At 35.0% G+C, this 16561-nt stretch carries 18 protein-coding genes; 9 read left to right on the forward strand and 9 right to left on the reverse strand.

What is annotated here, in order from left to right; translation table 11 throughout:
• The 3 genes from mltG (at nt 1) to ZA07_RS11805 (ending at nt 2734) form a co-directional block, all read left to right on the forward strand.
• Nucleotides 1-1044 (forward strand): endolytic transglycosylase MltG, encoded by a 1044-nt coding sequence (mltG, locus tag ZA07_RS11795; RefSeq protein WP_053971872.1) that lies wholly within the window; start codon nt 1-3, stop codon nt 1042-1044.
• A gap of 6 nt (nt 1045-1050) precedes the next feature.
• On the forward strand, nt 1051-1956 hold the full coding sequence (locus ZA07_RS11800) for a DUF2279 domain-containing protein (RefSeq protein WP_053971873.1): 906 nt from the start codon (nt 1051-1053) through the stop codon (nt 1954-1956).
• A gap of 109 nt (nt 1957-2065) precedes the next feature.
• Nucleotides 2066-2734: a peptidoglycan-binding protein LysM gene (locus ZA07_RS11805; protein WP_053971874.1), complete on the forward strand. Its 669-nt coding sequence runs from the start codon at nt 2066-2068 to the stop codon at nt 2732-2734.
• 6 nt (nt 2735-2740) lie between these two features.
• Here ZA07_RS11805 and ZA07_RS11810 read toward each other — a convergent pair whose 3' ends face one another.
• The 4 genes from ZA07_RS11810 to dnaA all read right to left on the reverse strand — a co-directional run bounded on the left by ZA07_RS11810 (nt 2741) and on the right by dnaA (nt 6827).
• Complete coding sequence (locus ZA07_RS11810) at nt 2741-3457, reverse strand: SAM-dependent methyltransferase (protein WP_053971875.1); 717 nt, start codon at nt 3455-3457, stop codon at nt 2741-2743.
• A complete protein-coding gene (locus ZA07_RS11815; RefSeq protein ID WP_053971876.1) occupies nt 3457-4857 on the reverse strand; it encodes a PQQ-dependent sugar dehydrogenase in 1401 nt (466 codons plus the stop codon). The genes ZA07_RS11810 and ZA07_RS11815 overlap by 1 nt, the downstream gene beginning before the upstream one ends.
• A gap of 65 nt (nt 4858-4922) precedes the next feature.
• A complete protein-coding gene (locus ZA07_RS11820; protein WP_053971877.1) occupies nt 4923-5360 on the reverse strand; it encodes a low molecular weight protein-tyrosine-phosphatase in 438 nt (145 codons plus the stop codon).
• A gap of 39 nt (nt 5361-5399) precedes the next feature.
• Nucleotides 5400-6827 (reverse strand): chromosomal replication initiator protein DnaA, encoded by a 1428-nt coding sequence (gene dnaA, locus ZA07_RS11825; RefSeq protein WP_053971878.1) that lies wholly within the window; start codon nt 6825-6827, stop codon nt 5400-5402.
• Between the two features lie 193 nt (nt 6828-7020).
• Between dnaA and ZA07_RS11830 the strand changes: the two genes are divergently transcribed.
• A complete protein-coding gene (locus tag ZA07_RS11830) occupies nt 7021-7431 on the forward strand; it encodes a thioesterase family protein (protein ID WP_053971879.1) in 411 nt (136 codons plus the stop codon).
• Here the strand turns inward: ZA07_RS11830 and ZA07_RS11835 are convergent.
• From ZA07_RS11835 to ribD, 4 genes are read right to left on the reverse strand one after another with little or no spacing between them, the layout of a single operon-like run.
• Nucleotides 7428-8039: a YigZ family protein gene (locus ZA07_RS11835; protein WP_053971880.1), complete on the reverse strand. Its 612-nt coding sequence runs from the start codon at nt 8037-8039 to the stop codon at nt 7428-7430. The two genes, ZA07_RS11830 and ZA07_RS11835, sit on opposite strands and share 4 nt — an antisense overlap.
• Nucleotides 8040-8891, reverse strand: coding sequence for a DMT family transporter (locus ZA07_RS11840; protein WP_053971881.1), 852 nt, complete (start codon nt 8889-8891; stop codon nt 8040-8042).
• The gene (locus tag ZA07_RS11845; RefSeq protein WP_053971882.1) at nt 8891-9499 is read right to left on the reverse strand and encodes an HAD family phosphatase; all 609 of its coding nucleotides are present in this window, start codon (nt 9497-9499) and stop codon (nt 8891-8893) included. Before ZA07_RS11845 ends, ZA07_RS11840 begins: the two co-directional genes overlap by 1 nt.
• On the reverse strand, nt 9492-10496 hold the full coding sequence (ribD, locus tag ZA07_RS11850; protein ID WP_053971883.1) for a bifunctional diaminohydroxyphosphoribosylaminopyrimidine deaminase/5-amino-6-(5-phosphoribosylamino)uracil reductase RibD: 1005 nt from the start codon (nt 10494-10496) through the stop codon (nt 9492-9494). The genes ZA07_RS11845 and ribD overlap by 8 nt, the downstream gene beginning before the upstream one ends.
• Nucleotides 10497-10530: 34 nt before the next feature.
• Here ribD and ZA07_RS11855 point away from each other — a divergent pair, with 34 nt between their 5' ends.
• The 5 genes from ZA07_RS11855 to ZA07_RS11875 all read left to right on the forward strand — a co-directional run bounded on the left by ZA07_RS11855 (nt 10531) and on the right by ZA07_RS11875 (nt 15657).
• Nucleotides 10531-11022 carry a GNAT family N-acetyltransferase gene (locus ZA07_RS11855; RefSeq protein WP_053971884.1) on the forward strand — a complete coding sequence of 164 codons (492 nt, stop codon included), beginning with the start codon at nt 10531-10533 and terminating at the stop codon, nt 11020-11022.
• On the forward strand, nt 11019-11885 hold the full coding sequence (prmC, locus tag ZA07_RS11860) for a peptide chain release factor N(5)-glutamine methyltransferase (RefSeq protein ID WP_053971885.1): 867 nt from the start codon (nt 11019-11021) through the stop codon (nt 11883-11885). The genes ZA07_RS11855 and prmC overlap by 4 nt, the downstream gene beginning before the upstream one ends.
• 2 nt (nt 11886-11887) lie before the next feature.
• Nucleotides 11888-13882, forward strand: a complete 1995-nt coding sequence (ligA, locus tag ZA07_RS11865) for an NAD-dependent DNA ligase LigA (RefSeq protein WP_053971886.1) — start codon at nt 11888-11890, stop codon at nt 13880-13882.
• An 87-nt stretch (nt 13883-13969) separates the two neighbouring features.
• Nucleotides 13970-14713, forward strand: a complete 744-nt coding sequence (locus tag ZA07_RS11870; protein WP_053971887.1) for a hypothetical protein — start codon at nt 13970-13972, stop codon at nt 14711-14713.
• 158 nt (nt 14714-14871) lie between these two features.
• Nucleotides 14872-15657 (forward strand): hypothetical protein, encoded by a 786-nt coding sequence (locus ZA07_RS11875; RefSeq protein ID WP_053971888.1) that lies wholly within the window; start codon nt 14872-14874, stop codon nt 15655-15657.
• Here ZA07_RS11875 and ZA07_RS11880 read toward each other — a convergent pair.
• Nucleotides 15643-16557 carry a bifunctional UDP-sugar hydrolase/5'-nucleotidase gene (locus ZA07_RS11880; RefSeq protein WP_053971889.1) on the reverse strand — a complete coding sequence of 305 codons (915 nt, stop codon included), beginning with the start codon at nt 16555-16557 and terminating at the stop codon, nt 15643-15645. The genes ZA07_RS11875 and ZA07_RS11880 overlap by 15 nt on opposite strands.
• Nucleotides 16558-16561 lie beyond the last annotated feature (4 nt).

Here is a 16561-nt window from a genome sequence, read left to right on the forward strand (position 1 = left end):
ATGTATTTTAAAAAGATTCTTTGGGCTATTGCGATAATTGGATTGATCGTTGCTGCCATTTTTGCAAGCTATATTTATGGTGTAATGCTTAAATCAAATACAGCCTTTAACAATAAAGAGGCTTTTATTTATATTCCTACGGGGGCCAATTATCAAGATGTTAGAGAAGAATTAAAACCGCTTTTAGAGGATATTGATAAGTTTGATGCTCTGGCTTCTCAAAAAAGGTATAATACAAATATTAAAGCAGGTAAGTACAAGATTTCTAAGGGAATGAATAATAATGATATTATAAATTCCATAAGAAGTAACAATCAGCCTATTACAGTATCATTTAATAACCAGGAGTCTTTGGGTAAACTGGCCGGAAGAATATCGAATCAAATTGAAGCAGATAGCTTAGAACTTTTTCAGGCTATGTCCGATAGTAATTTCCTGAATCAAAAAGGGTTTAGTAAGGAAACAGCTCTAGCCATGTATATTCCCAATAGCTATGAATTCTTTTGGAATACAAGCGCCGTAGAGTTTAGAGATAGGATGCTAAAAGAATACCAACGGTTTTGGAACAACGATAGAAAGAACAAGGCTTTGGCAGTAGGGTTAGACCAAAATGAAGTGATGACTTTGGCCTCCATTGTTCATGAAGAATCCAAACAAGCTTCAGAGCAGCCAAGAATAGCTGGTGTTTATTTAAATAGATTGAAGATAGGAATGCCTCTGCAGGCTGATCCAACATTAAAATTTGCGGCCTACCAACTTCCAGAATATGAAGGAACCGTTATTAAAAGAGTTCTTAACAAACATAAAGAAATTAACTCTCCATATAATACCTATATGAATGCTGGGTTGCCACCAGGTCCTATTGCGATGCCAGATATTTCTGCTATCAATGCGGTATTAAATCCAGAAAAGCATAGCTATTTATATTTTGCTGCGGATGCCCAAAAAATAGGTTTTCATAAATTTGCGAAAACCTTGACGCAACACAATGTCAATGCCAGGGAGTATCAAAAATATTTGTCATCTCAAGGGATAAACAAATAATTTTTGATGAAGGGTTTTACATATGGACTGCTTTTCTTCCTAAGCATTTGTTCCTATGGACAAAACCGTGTAAACAGATTTCTAAAGCCTAGTGATACACTAAACATTCCTAGAAGGAATGCCGTCATAATTTCAGAAGCCTCTTTAGGAGCAATCAGTTTGGTTGGGTTACACCAATTATGGTACAAAGATTATCCGCAATCAAAATTCCATACCATTAATGATCTTGATGAATGGTTGCAAATGGATAAAATGGGGCATACTTACACTTCTTACCAGATGGGTAGGATGGGAGCAGAGCTTTTAGAATGGAGTGGTGTGAGCAAGAAGGACCAATTAATTTACGGTGCCACTTTGGGTTTTGTGTTTTTAACTACGGTAGAGGTATTTGATGGTTTTTCAAAAGAATGGGGCTTCTCATGGAGCGATATGGCATCAAATGCCGTAGGTACAGGTATTTATGTTGGGCAAGAACTTTTATGGGAGGAGCAGCGTATCAGTTTGAAATATTCTTTCCATAGAACAGAGTTTGCACCAATGCGACCAGACAAATTGGGAGATGGATTTATGGAGGAGTTTTTAAAAGATTACAACGGTCAAACTTATTGGTTAAGTTTCAATTTGCATTCCTTTTTTGACGATACTAGAATTCCAAAGTGGTTAAATTTGGCTATTGGGTATGGTGCTGAGGGCATGTTGACCGGTAAAAATGAAACGTTAAATGGGCAATTTCCAGATCAAAATAGGTACCGTCAGGTCTATTTAAGTCTTGATTTGGATCTAACCAAAATAGACACTAAGTCTCATATTTTGAGGTCTTTATTTAGTGTTTTTAACACTGTAAAAGTGCCATTTCCAGCTATGGAGTTCAACGAAGAAAACGGCATAAAACTCCACGGAATCTATTTTTAAAAACAGTTAATCGATTAATTTTCATAATATAAAAAATAATCATACCTTTGCACGCTGAAATTTTCAGGTGGTTTTAAGTCATTAAAATCGCCAAAAAAATTGAAACGTTATGAGAAATATTGGAAGTTACATTGCCCCGTCGCTTACAATATGTTTACTATTGTTAGTTTCGTTCTCAAAAATCAGAACGATAAAGCCGATTAAGGATTCTTCCCAAGATATTGCAATGGTATCTTCGAGAGCTATAGAATCCCAGCCCGTTGGAAGCTTAGTCTTGCCAACTATCGAGCCCCACGTTACCTATACGCCAACTTTAGGGAAAACGTTTGTTGGATTCAAGGAAGCCGTTGGTTTTAAAGAGTCTCGCGGTAATTATTTTATTGTGAACTCTTACGGTTACTTAGGAAAATACCAGTTCGGTGAAGGAACACTCAAATTAATAGGTATTTATAATCCAAATGAATTTCTTAAAAACCCAGAACTGCAGGAAAAGGCATTTATAGCCAATGCAGAACGAAACAAATGGATTTTAAGAAAGGATATTAAAAGGTTTAATGGTATGGTGGTAAATGGTGTTACGGTTACAGAATCTGGTATTTTGGCCGCAGCTCACCTAGCTGGTCCCGGAAACGTTAAGAAATATCTGAGAAGTTATGGTTCAAATAATTTTGCAGATGCTTTCGGAACTTCAATAAGCTACTATATGAAAAGGTTTTCAGGTTATGACACTTCAGAAATCATAGCCAATAAGAAGGCCAAAGTGAAAAGGACTATTTAGTAGAATTTAGTTTTTATGTATAACAAATAGTGCAGGTCTTTTATGAAGGTCTGCGCTATTTTTTTTCCATTGACTTATCGGTTGTGTCTTAATAAATTCGGTAGGCAAGGTAATGTCGCATGCCACACATAAAAGTGTGCTATCATGTAAGGTTTGACACAAATCCTCTAGCATTTTATTATTTCTATAAGGAGTTTCTATAAAAGCTTGTGTTTGGTTGTGCCTTTCTGATAGTTGCTCCAACCGCTTAATTTCTTTTTTTCTTTCAGATTTGTCAATAGGTAGGTAGCCATTAAAAGCAAAGCTTTGTCCGTTCATTCCAGAAGACATAATAGCCATAAGAATGGAAGAAGGACCAACTAAAGGTACTACCTGTATGTTTTGTTGATGGGCCAGCCCCACTATTTCAGCGCCCGGATCTGCCACACCAGGACATCCTGCTTCAGAAATGAGTCCGATGTTTTTTCCTTTTTTGATATCATCAAGATAGGCAGGTAGATCGGTTGGATCGGTATGTTTGTTGAGAGGAAAAAGCTTAAGTGTTGCTTGTTTTTTGTCTGGGCATATGCTTTTAATAAATCTTCGCGCCGTTTTTTCGTTTTCTACAATGTAGATATCAATGGCGTCGATGGCATTTTTTACAGTTATAGGTAAAACATCCATGGGATTTGATTCACCCATGGTGGTAGGAATGAGATATAGTTTTCCAGTTGGTAGACTCATTATTTTTTTATTAGCTTTTTGCTGATTTTAGATCCGTCGTTTAAAATGACCTCTGCAAGATAAAAACCAGACGGCAATTCTTCTGTGGAAATTTCAACAAAAGTAGTGTTTGAAACCTGTGTTTTTACAATAGGCTTTCCAAAAAGATTAAAAACCCTTACCTCTGATATATAGTTTGTTTGGTTTTCGAATACTATATTCAATTTATTTTGAACGGGATTTGGAAAAAACTTTAGATTTTTGAGTTGATTTTCATCAACTGAAAGACTCGCATCAATAATTTTATAAATAGCACCTGATTGTTTTCCAGCAATATAGAGTTCACCATTGAAGTCTTCTCCAAAACTGCTCCATCCATTTCCTGAAAAGGGTTCTGTGAAGGTTATGTTCCAAACGCCATCTTCCTCTATTAAAATTCCAATTTCCCCACTGCAATAATCTGCAAAAAAGTACCAACCATTTAAGCCGGTTTGTTCGCTGCCACGATGTATGTAACCTCCCGTTATTGAGCATTTAAACAAACCGCTATCAGTATGGGTGTATTCTGCTATGGGGAAAGTAAGGTCTTCTGAATTATTAGGGCATTCTCCCGTGGTATTATATTCTGAAGTTCCTTCATAGCATCGCCATCCATAGTTGATTTCGGGCGTTAAAGAAGACACGTTATTTATTTCCTCAATTTCATTTTGACCCACATCAGCAATCCATAAATCTCCAGTTTCCGAGTCAAAAGAAAAACGCCAAGGGTTTCTGAGGCCAATAGCCCAGATTTCGTCCAGTGCATTAGAATTCCCAACAAATGGATTGTCTGCAGGAATGCTATAGGGATTGCCGTTGTCAATATCTAATCTCAAAACCTTTCCTAGGAGTTCGTTAAGGTCTTGCGCTCTATCACCTGGATCTCCTCCAGAGCCACCATCTCCAGTAGCGATATATAAATAACCATCAGGACCAAATGCCAAATCGCCACCATTATGATTGGTGAAGGGTTGGTCTATGGTTAAAATAATATTTTCAGAATCCAAATCAGCTAGGTCAGGATTGGTTTCATTGGTTGTAAATCTGGAAATGACGGTGTCCCCTGAGGAGTTTGTATAATTAACAAAGAAATATCCGTTTTCTGTGTAATTAGGGTGAAAGGCCAAACCTAGAAGTCCTCTTTCACCGCCACCAGAAATCTGGGAGGATATATCTAAAAAGGGCGTGGTGTTAACAATTCCATTTTCCTGTATGATTTGAATGGTTCCGCCTTGTTCAACAACAAATAGTCTATCGTCAAAAGCATTTCTGATAACAACTGGATCGTCAAATCCATTGGACACCAATTCCAATTCAATTTCTTGGGGAAATAAGAATTGCAATGAAAAGAGTAAAAGAATTGAAGGTAGATGCGATTTCATAGCTAACAATTTGATTGTTAGTCTACAAATTACAAAAAATAAGAAATAATGTAAAAGTTCTCTGACTAGGTTAGTTTATTGGCAATAATAGAACATGCTTCGTCAAGCATTTTATAAACATTTTCAAATCCTTGCGTACCGCCATAATAGGGATCTGGAACGTCATGATTTTGATTGGGATAAATTTCATTCAGAATCATTTTAACTTTTTCTAAATCTTCTTTGCTTCTGGCTAGTTTGTTGACGTTTTCAAAATTGGATTGGTCCATGACGTAGATAAAATCAAATTCATCAAAATCACGATTTGAAAATTGACGTCCACTAAGATGGGAGATATTCAAACCGTATTTTCTAGCGACTTCCACAGATCTTCTATCAGGTGGGTCACCTATATGGTAACCACTTGTTCCAGCCGAGTCTACTACAAAATCCTCGTAAGGCAATTTGGATCTCAAAATACCTTCAGCTAAAGGAGACCTGCAAATATTCCCTAAGCAAACCATTAAAATTTTAGTGGGTTCTGTAGCCAAAATTTTGAGAAATTATACGGATAATTTTTTTGTTAAATCCTCTACGTATTTTCTGAATTGCTTGTCGGTTGAGGTTAAATTATCAACAGTTTTACAAGCATGAAGAACCGTAGCATGATCGCGTTTTCCTATTTGGGACCCTATACTTGCAAGTGAAGCTTTTGTGAATTTCTTGGCAAAGAACATAGCTAGTTGTCTGGCTTGAACAATATGTCTCTTTCTTGTTTTGGATTGCAGGGTGTCTATATCCATTTGGAAATAGTCTGAAACTACTTTTTGGATGTAGTCAATAGAAACTTCACGCTTGGTGTTCTTAACAAATTTTTCAACAACTTGCTTTGCCAAATCCAAAGTCACTTCTTTTCTATTGAAAGAAGATTGGGCAATTAATGAAATAATGGCACCTTCTAATTCCCTAATATTAGACTTGATATGTTTTGCAACGTACTCTATAATGTCTTCTGGCATTTCCACACCATCCCTATAAAGCTTATTTTTTAAAATGGAGATACGCGTTTCAAAATCTGGGCTTTGCAGTTCTGCTGATAAACCCCATTTGAATCGGGACAATAACCTTTGTTCAATATCTTGCATGTCAACAGGAGCTTTGTCACTAGTTAAAATAACTTGTTTTCCGTTTTGATGCAGGTGATTGAAAATATGGAAGAAAACATCTTGAGTTCCAGATTTACCAGATAGAAATTGTACATCGTCAATAATCAGTACATCAATAATTTGGTAAAAATGGATAAAGTCATTTCTATTGTTCTTCTTTACCGCTTCAATATATTGTTGGGTGAATTTTTCGGCAGAAATATATAATACCGTTTTTTCAGGATATTTGTCCTTGATTTCCACACCAATAGCATGCGCTAAGTGGGTTTTGCCCAAACCAACACCTCCAAATACCAATAACGGATTGAAAGATGTTCCTCCTGGTTTAGCTGCTACAGCCATACCTGCACTTCTTGCCAATCTATTGGAATCACCCTCCAGAAAATTCTCAAAATTATAGTTTGGATTCAGTTGGGATTCGATCTTAACATTTCGAATGCCAGGAATTACAAATGGATTTTTTAACTCCGGATTTTTATTATTAAGTGGAATATCAACATCTTGTGATTTTAAAGCAGTTCTGTGTGAACTTGGAATCTTTTCTGTAAAAGGTTGTTTGTTGCCATAGGTGTTTTCCATTTTGATTATGTAAACCAATTTGGCCTTGTCACCAAGTTCTTTTGTAAGGGCAACTTTTAATAACTTAACATAGTGTTCTTCCAACCACTCGTAGAAGAATTTACTAGGAACCTGAATACTTAACGAGTTGTCCGTTAACTTAACTGCTTTAATCGGTTCAAACCATGTTTTATATGCTTGCGGTTGTATGTTATCCTTAATAAATTCCAGACAGTTATTCCATACCGATTGCGCAGTTACATTCATTCTTATTACTAAAATTTTTTCTTAGTTAGTTACAGATATTGTTGATTGAGAAAGGTTTTCCCAGCTGACTTATAGCTCGACAAATATGTGAACAAAATTCTAAAAAAAAAAACCTGTAGGGGTTGAATTTTTAGATTTTTTTTCTCATGTTTAAAACCTTTCCTAAACTACAAAAAAATATTTAATTCGTCCTATGATAATCGATGAAATACAAATTAGAGTGAGATATGGTGAAACCGACCAAATGGGAGTGGTACATCACGGAAATTTTGACCTTTACATGGAAATGGGACGTACAGAGTGGCTTCGGAAACTAGGGCTTTCTTATAAGGAAATGGAAGATCAAAATGTGATGTTGCCGGTCATTTCAATGAGTCTAAACTTTAAGAAATCAGCTTATTACGATGAGGTTATTAAAGTAAAGACTTATCTCAAAAAACTTCCTTCCGTTAAGATTGAATTTGATTATGAAATTTATAATGAAAAGGAGGAACTTTTGGTCACTTCAAATACGGTTTTGGCATTTTTGGATAAACAATCAAGACGACCTATCAAATGTCCAGATCACATTCTAGAAAAAATGAAAGTAGCATTTAAATCTTAGTCTAGTTCTTTAATGTCTATTTCAAATAAATGATCAAACTGTTCGAAAATTGCTGGAGCATCTTTTAGTCTGACTGAAATTGTTATTTCGCAATCCAGCTCCATTTTTTGATTGGTTACATCTAGGTTTTTCTCTTTGATAATTCTCATGACTGTATTAATGTTTTTATAGTCACAATGAATCAAAAATAATTTATTAATAGTTCTTGTTACAATATCGGCTACTTCCAATGCCATTTGAGCTGTGGTTTTATAGGCGTTAATTAATCCGCCAACCCCCAATTTGACCCCTCCAAAATACCTGACAACAATTATAAGAATGTTTGTTACTTCAAATGATTGAATTTGACCATAAATAGGCATCCCGGCAGAATTATTTGGTTCTCCATCATCATTGGCTCTAAATTGGATATTGGGTTCCTCGGTTCCTAGTTGGTAAGCATAGCACCAATGTCTAGCGGCATGATGGTCCTTTTTAACTTTTTCCAATAATGTTTTTATTTCTTCTTCAGAAGAAACAGGAAATGCATAACCAAAAAACTTACTATTCTTGTCTTTAAAAAGAACTTCTTCGGTGGGTTTTAAAATAGTATTGTAGGTATCTTTCATTTAGGCCAAAGTTACCAATAAGATAGAGATTATGGCAAGTGAAATACCAATCCAATTCTTTTTTGAGAGATGTTCTTTGAATAATAGGAGTGCTGATAAGGTAGAAAGCATAACAACTCCTACATTATTAATGGTAAATAGGGTAGAGCTCTCAAAGGTTTCATGATTTAGTGCCTTTAAGAGAAAATAAATAGAGCCATAATTAATAACACCTAGAATAAGTCCGCTAAATAAGTTTCTCAATGTAAAGCGCCATTGATTTTTTATCAACAAGTAAATAAAGCCAAGGCTCCCAGCAATAAAGAAAATGGTAGCCGAAAACATTGGGATTCCGTTTTCTGGAACATAATAGGTTTCTAAATATTTAATGGATGTGTCTATGATACCCGATCCTAAAAATAAAATAAGTGGAAGTGTTAAGCTCCTTTTAGATTTTAAGCTGGTGTTCTTTTTCAGTGATGTCCAATAAACTGCAAAAAGAGCGAGGATGATTCCTGCAATTTTTTGTTTGCCCGTACCTTCATTATAAACGATAATGCCAAAAATAACAGGTATAATTACGCTCATTTTTGAGGCTACTGATGCCACAGAAACACCGTGGGTTTGAGCAGTTCTCGCCATGACAAAAAATATAGAGATAAATAGGAAGCCTAAGAATAGAGCGCCTAAAAACCAATCAGACTGAATAGTATTTTTAATGGTAATGGGCTGAGTGTTCAAAATCATACCTAGTCCACAAGCGGTCACATAATTAATGACGATGGTGTGAAGGGTGCTTATTTGTAACCGGTCTATTGTTTTGAAAACAATAAATATTAGGGTCGAACAAAGAATGCTTAACAGTAGATACATTAAAACAAATGTTGATTAATGTGGAATAAGTCAATAACATCTTCTTTTCCAGGAAGGATGTTCCAGGAATGAATTCCAACTTTTGATGCACTTTGGGTATTTTCTTCAGTGTCATCAACAAAAAAGCATGTTTCTGGCGTTAAATTATTTTGCTCCAAAACGAACTCATATATATCTTCATTAGGTTTTCTTAATTGGATTTCATGGGACAGGTAAAATTGATCAAACTGCTCTTTAAATTCTGGGTAGAAGCTAACATTGTTTTCTATCCAATTAATGTGCATATCATTAGTGTTGCTCAATAATATCAATTGGTAATCTCCTTTAGTTTTGAGTTCTTTAAGGAAGTCCAATCTATATTTTGGGAAGTCAAGGAGGATGGAGTTCCATATTTCTTGTAAGGTATCTTGGCTAATATTTGGGAACCACGATTGATAGGATGACAGTAATTGAGCTGTAGTAGCTTGACCTATTTCATAACGAATATTGAGATCTGTCATTTCTTGAGTTAAATTGGTCACTCCCAATTTAGCTAGCCCATCATTCGTTGCTTTTTTATTAAGGTTAATGAAAACGTCTCCGAAATCAAAAATAAATGTTTTAATCATTGTTGAAAATCTTTAAAGTATCTCCCAAAATCTTGTGTTCCGAAATTAAACTTCCAGTAAATTGAGGTGCCAATGTACCATTTACAAAAGAATTTTGACCGATGAATATTCTAGCTTCATCCCAAAGACCTTCATCTAAAAACATTTGTAAGGTCTTACTGCCTCCTTCTATGATGATAGATTGAATTTCTTTTTGGAATAATAGTTGAGCTAATTGCTCAATAGGTTTTTTATTAAAGTCAATGTCTTTGTCAGACACTATAATTGTGTTGGCTTCATTATTAAAGATATCAAATGACTTTTCAAGGCTGTTAAACTTGTCCAAAACAACCCTTATGGGATTTAATCCCTTCCAATCTCTGGCTGTTAAACTCGGGTTATCTTCAATAACCGTATTGTAACCTACTAGAATGGCATGTTCCTCAGTTCGCCATTTGTGCACTAATTGTCTGGAGTATGAGTTGGTAATCCAAACAGGTTTTTTTTCATCCTTTTTACTTGGAGATAGAAATCCATCGGCACTTTGTGCCCATTTTAATATAATATAAGGTCTTTGCTTGTTATGAAAAGTAAAAAAGCGTTTGTGGTGTTCTTGACATTCTTTTTCCAAAACACCAACAATCACATCACAGCCAGCACGCATCAATTTTTCAATGCCCTTTCCGGCAACTTTACTATGTGTGTCAATGGTGCCAATGACCACTTGGGGAATTCCTTTATCAATAATCAAATCACTACATGGTGGCGTTTTTCCAAAATGACTGCAGGGTTCTAAAGTGACATACAATGTAGATTCTTTTAGTAAGGATTCATCTTTTACTGAATTGATAGCATTCACTTCGGCATGGGGGCCTCCATAGGGACTTGTAAATCCTTCACCTATTACTTGGTCATTCCTTACAATGACGCATCCCACCATAGGGTTTGGCCGTGTGGTGCCTAAACCATTTTTGGCTATTTCAATGCACCTATTTATGTATTTTTCGTGTATCTTCATCCCCAATTTGTGAAGGTAAAAATACTATTTTAAAGTGAGTGACAACAACATTCTTATTAGGGAAATAGAACCTCAGGATAATGCTCAAATGGAACAAGTTATAAGAGCAGCATTTCCAGAGTTTGACATACCATTAACTGGAACAGCTTATGAAGATGTAGAAACCACTCAAATGTATGAGTCTTACCAAGGTGAGAGAGAGGTGTATTTTGTTCTGGTGGATGGAGATAAGGTTCTCGGTGGTGCAGGTATCAAACAGTTGAAAAATTTTGATTCTTCTATTTGCGAACTTCAAAAAATGTACTTTTTACCAGAAGCAAGAGGAAAGGGATTGGGAAAGAAATTATTTCAGAAATGTTTGGATCAGGCCAAAGCCTTTGGTTTTGAGAAATGTTATTTGGAATCAGCTTCTCAGCTTAAGGCGGCCATTCATATTTATGAATTGTATGGATTTAAACATTTGGATGGGCCATTAGGTGGAACAGGGCACTATTCATGTGGCATTTGGATGATTAAGGAGTTATGATTTTAAAGGAAATCCAACAAAAATTCCATCAAGAATTGGATGCTACATTTGGTTCAGAGGAAGTAGAAAGCTTCTTTTTTTTGGTGCTTGATCACTATTTAAATATAAGAAGAATTGATCTAGCCTTAAATCCAGAGCTTGAAGTTTCAATTGAGGAGAATCAGAAATTTGAGGATGTATTAAACAGGTTAAAATTGGAAGAGCCCATACAATATATATTGGGTGAAACTGAATTTTACGGATTGACTTTTCAGGTTAATAAATATACTTTAATTCCGCGACCTGAAACAGAGGAATTGGTAAATTGGATTCAAGAGGATTTAAAAAACAGGAAGGATCCACTAAAAATATTAGATATAGGAACGGGTTCAGGCTGCATTCCAGTTTCTTTGGCTAAAAATTTTTCAAATGCCGAAGTCTTTGCTCTGGATATTTCACAAGAAGCTTTAGAGGTTGCTAAAAAAAATGCACAGAATAATTCTGCCAAAGTCCATTTTTTAAGAGGCGACATTCTCAATTATGAATCCTTGTTACAAGATGGTAGATTGATAAGAGAGTTTGATGTCATTGTTTCCAATCCACCATATGTTAGGAATTTGGAAAAGCACGAAATAAAGAACAATGTGTTAGAGTTTGAACCTCATCTGGCCTTATTTGTTGAGGATGATGACCCGTTGGTGTTTTACAGAAAGATTGCCCAATTTGCTGTTGAAAACTTAAAAGAAGGTGGTTCTCTATATTTTGAAATTAATCAATACCTTGGAGAGGAAATGGAGGATTTAATGGCTCAATTTCAATTTCGTGAAATTGAATTAAAACAAGATATGTTTGGGAATCAAAGAATGATAAAGGGATTAAAATAAGAATGGAAATAAAAAAGAAAATCGACCAATTAAGAGAGGAGTTACGTCAGCATAATTATAACTATTATGTGCTAGATCAACCTACAATCAGTGATTTTGATTTCGATATGAAATTGAAGGAATTACAGGATTTTGAAGCTCAATATCCTGAGTATTTTGACGCTAATTCACCTTCTCAAAGGGTAGGCGGTGAGGTTACCAAAAATTTTCAAACGGTTGCTCATGAAAGTCGTATGTATTCTTTGGATAATTCTTATTCCAAAGAAGATTTAGAGGACTGGGAAAAGCGAATCATGAAGCTGGTTGATGGTCAAATTGAATATACATGCGAGCTTAAATATGATGGTGCTTCTATGAATATGACGTATGAAAATGGTAGATTGGTAAGAGCTGTAACACGAGGAGATGGATTCCAAGGTGATGATGTGACGGCTAATGTAAAAACCATCAAATCTGTTCCTTTACAGTTACGAGGAGATTATCCAGATAAGTTTGAAATTCGTGGTGAAATTATTTTGCCTATAGAAGGGTTTCGGAAAATGAATGAGGAGCGGGTTGAATTAGGAGAGGAACCTTACAGAAATCCCAGAAATACCGCATCAGGCAGTTTAAAATTGCAGGATAGCGCTGAGGTTGGCAAACGACCCTTGGAATGTTTGTTATATAGTTTAAAAGGAGATCAACTTGGGGTAGATAATCAATTTGACAGCCTGGAAAAAGCGAGACAATGGGGTTTTAAGGTTCCCAAAGAAGCTAAATTGGCAAAGTCAACTGACGAGGTGCTGGACTATATTAATTATTGGGCTGAGCACCGATTTGAACTGCCTTATGAAATTGATGGGGTTGTAATTAAAGTGAATAGTTTCTATCAACAAGAGGAATTGGGATATACTGCCAAAGCGCCAAGATGGGCCATGGCATACAAATTTAAAGCAGAACAAGTTTCTACCAGATTAAATAGTATTTCTTACCAGGTTGGAAGAACAGGAGCTATAACTCCGGTGGCCAATTTGGAACCTGTTGAGTTGGCTGGAACGACTGTAAAAAGGGCCTCGTTGCACAATGCTGATCAAATTGCAAAATTGGACGTACGAGTGGGAGATGAGGTATTTGTTGAAAAAGGAGGTGAAATTATACCGAAGATTATTGCTGTAGATTTTGATAAGCGTCCAGAAAATTCTGAATTAACACTATACATTACTCATTGTCCAGAGTGTGGTACAGAATTGGTGAGAAAGGAAGGAGAAGCGCAACACTATTGTCCAAACTTTAATGGTTGTAAACCTCAAATCATTGGACGAATTCAGCATTTCATTTCAAGAAAGGCCATGGATATTGAAGGATTAGGAGGAGAAACGGTTGCCTTACTTGTAAATGCTGGTTTAATAGAGAATTATTCAGATTTATATGAACTTACTGTAGAGCAAGTTATTCCATTAGAACGGATGGCACAAAAAAGTGCCGAAAATCTGGTTAAAGGTATTGAAGCTTCTAAACAAATACCCTTTGAAAGAGTCCTATATGCTTTAGGTATAAGATATGTTGGTGAAACGGTCGCAAAGAAATTGGCAAAGCATTACAAAAGTGTAGATAATTTATCAAACGCCTCTCAGGATGATTTGGTAAATGTTGATGAGATTGGAGTGAAAATTGCCGAAAGTGTTATAGAGTTTTTTGATTCCGAAGAAAATAACCATATCATTGATAGATTAAAAAGTTTTGGAGTTCAATTGGAAATGTCCTCTGAGGCTCTAGCGAATCAAACCAATTTATTGGAAGGTCAAATTTTTGTAGTTTCCGGTGTCTTTGAACAAGTAAGTAGGACAGAATTAAAAAAGCTGATTGAAGACAATGGGGGGAAAGTGTCCTCCTCTATTTCGTCCAAAACAAATTATGTTGTTGCCGGTGATAAAATGGGACCAAGTAAAAGAGAGAAAGCAGAAAAATTAGGTGTCACTATATTGAATGAAAATGAATTCTTACAAAAAATCCGATAAAAAACAATATTAATCGACAAAACATCTTTTTTTATCGATTAATTACATTTTTTGTATATATTTGTTTTTGCTAACCAAAAGAGCTTTATGAACAGATCAAATATTTTAGGAGGTTTGATATTCATTTTGTTACTGCTATTTATTTTTTTAGAAATAAATCAGCAGGAGTTTTGGGCGCTTTCTATCAAGTCTTTTATAGTACCTGTTATAACTTTTGCTTATTTATCTCACCCAGTAAAAAAATCTAAATATTTCACCTGGTTTTTAGTTCTTTACACTATTTCAGAATTGACAGGGGCCTTTGAGTTTTTGATAGCTTCTGATGTGATATATGATGTGTATTATTATGTTGGGAATCTTCTATATTTTGCCGCTTATAGTTTACTATTATATGATATATATAGAGGTATCAACCTTAAGGAAGTCTTTCGTACCTACAAGGCTCATCTTATAGTTTTATCTCTTTTAAACGTCTATATTATTTATACACTTATAAATATTGCTTTCCCTATGAGCAGTTTAGTTGATGCTCCAAAATCTAATTTGTATAAATTGGTATTGGAGTTCGGCCTCAATTTAGTGGTATTATTACTACTGACATTTTCCCTAATTGGCTATTTATATAAGGATAACAAAAAGGCACTTTTGTTATTTTTTGGTTCCCTATCCATTGTATTCTCTGAGGTAATTATTATCGCATATTATTACATTTCTGAAAAAAATGTATTAAATATAGCTTCGACTATTTTGTTCACTATGGCATTTCTTTTTTACTACAAATATGCCTTAACTCCTGATGAGGATCGAAGTATTTTTGCAGTCAAATCTTAATTAAAGTCAGCAATAAACGTTCTTTTTATTGCTATTAAATCAATTAAATAGTCTTTTTCTTACTTTTTAATTAAAAAATTAACATTTTATTCGATAAAGTGTATTTTTAGTAGGATGAAATAACATATATTTGTAGCGCCCACTTATACTAACCTACTATGAATGAATGGCTAAAGATTAGTTATAATAGAATCTTTGTATGTGTTCTATTTGTGCTTATCGTTGCGAATGTTGTAGCTACAATAAGCGAAAATGAAATTCTTTTAAAAATTACTAAACCCTTATTTGTTCCGGTGTTTTTGATGTATTATCTTATCAAGAACAAACATATAGGTACTGCCTTTGTCGCATTTTTACTTACCTCTTTTTTAGGAGACTTTTCATCCATTTTTATTTCAGATGGAAACCTTCATAAATTATCTAACTTATTTTACTTCATTAGTTATTTGAGTTTGTTAATCTTGATCTCAACTAAGATTAAAAAAATAACCATTGATAAAGTGATAGGTCTTTATTTTGTGTTAGTGGTTTCAATCAACAGCTATTTTCTCTATGAGCTATTTGGAATTTTAAGGATTCAAATTCCAGATCAAGTAGAACTTGGTTTTTTTGTGGCTAAAAGTTTGGCTCTTTTATTGTTGGCATTTACCTCTTTCGTGGTTTACTTGAACTCAGATTCAAAACCATCCATCATATTTTTAATGGCAGCCATCTGCTTTGGATTTGCAGATATATTGTATTATGTAAGTAACTATTATATATATAGTTGGAGTTTTGTTATGCTAGATAGGGTTCTACATGTATTTGGCCTGTTCTTTCTGTTTAACTATATGATTGGTTTCAATCGGAAATTGAAGAAAGATATTGTGGAGGCTAGGTTGCAAACTTCATCATCACAAACCCGGGACCCGTTTCTGGAAAAGTCCTATTTAGACCACTATTGATTTACCTTCGGCAATTTTATTTTTGTCTGAATCAAAATAGAAATCTATTTTACCCAAATTGATACCGTAACAACCCACTTGGTTTACCAACATGTTTTGGTCTTCTAGGTTTTTAACAACCGTTGGTTTAGGTAGGAAGGTATGAGTATGGCCCCCAATAATCAAATCTATATTTTTGGTTTTTTTGGCTACCGTAAGGTCACTAGGAATGAAATCATGGTTATAATGATACCCTAAGTGAGATAAGCAAATAACAAGGTCGCATTTTTCATTTTCTTTTAAAATACGGCTCATTTCTTGAGCAGTTTCTATAGGGTCTAAATATTCGGTTTCTTTATACATGGCCTTGTCCACCAATCCTTCCAACTTGATTCCTAATCCAAAGACACCTATTTTAATACCTTCTTTTACAAAAACTTGATAAGGTTTGACATGGGTATCCATAATCGTGTTTTTGAAATTGTAATTGGCAGATAAGAATTGAAAGCTCGCATGGGGAAGTTGAGCGTATAGTCCGTCTATACCGTTATCAAAATCATGATTCCCTATTGTGGCAGCATCATATTTCATTTTGCTCATAAGCTTGAATTCCAATTCACCACCATAATAGTTGAAATAGGGGGTACCCTGAAAAATATCACCGGCATCCAGAAGCAAGGTGTTGGGATTTTCCTTTCTAATGGTATCTATCAGACTGGCCCTTCTGGCTACGCCTCCTTTATTTGGGTTTCTTCCATCTTCTGGTCCAAATGGATCAATATGGCTATGAACATCATTGGTGTGTAATATGGTAATTTTAGTCGTTTTTTGACCTAGACTAAAAGATTGTAAACCCAAACTTCCAAGAGAAATAAAGGCGGTTGCAGCAGTAGCTCTATTTAAAAAATCTCTTCTTTTCATATCC

Origin of the sequence: Mangrovimonas sp. ST2L15, from assembly GCF_001280515.1 — a bacterium.
Taxonomy (GTDB): Bacteria; Bacteroidota; Bacteroidia; order Flavobacteriales; family Flavobacteriaceae; genus Mangrovimonas; species Mangrovimonas futianensis.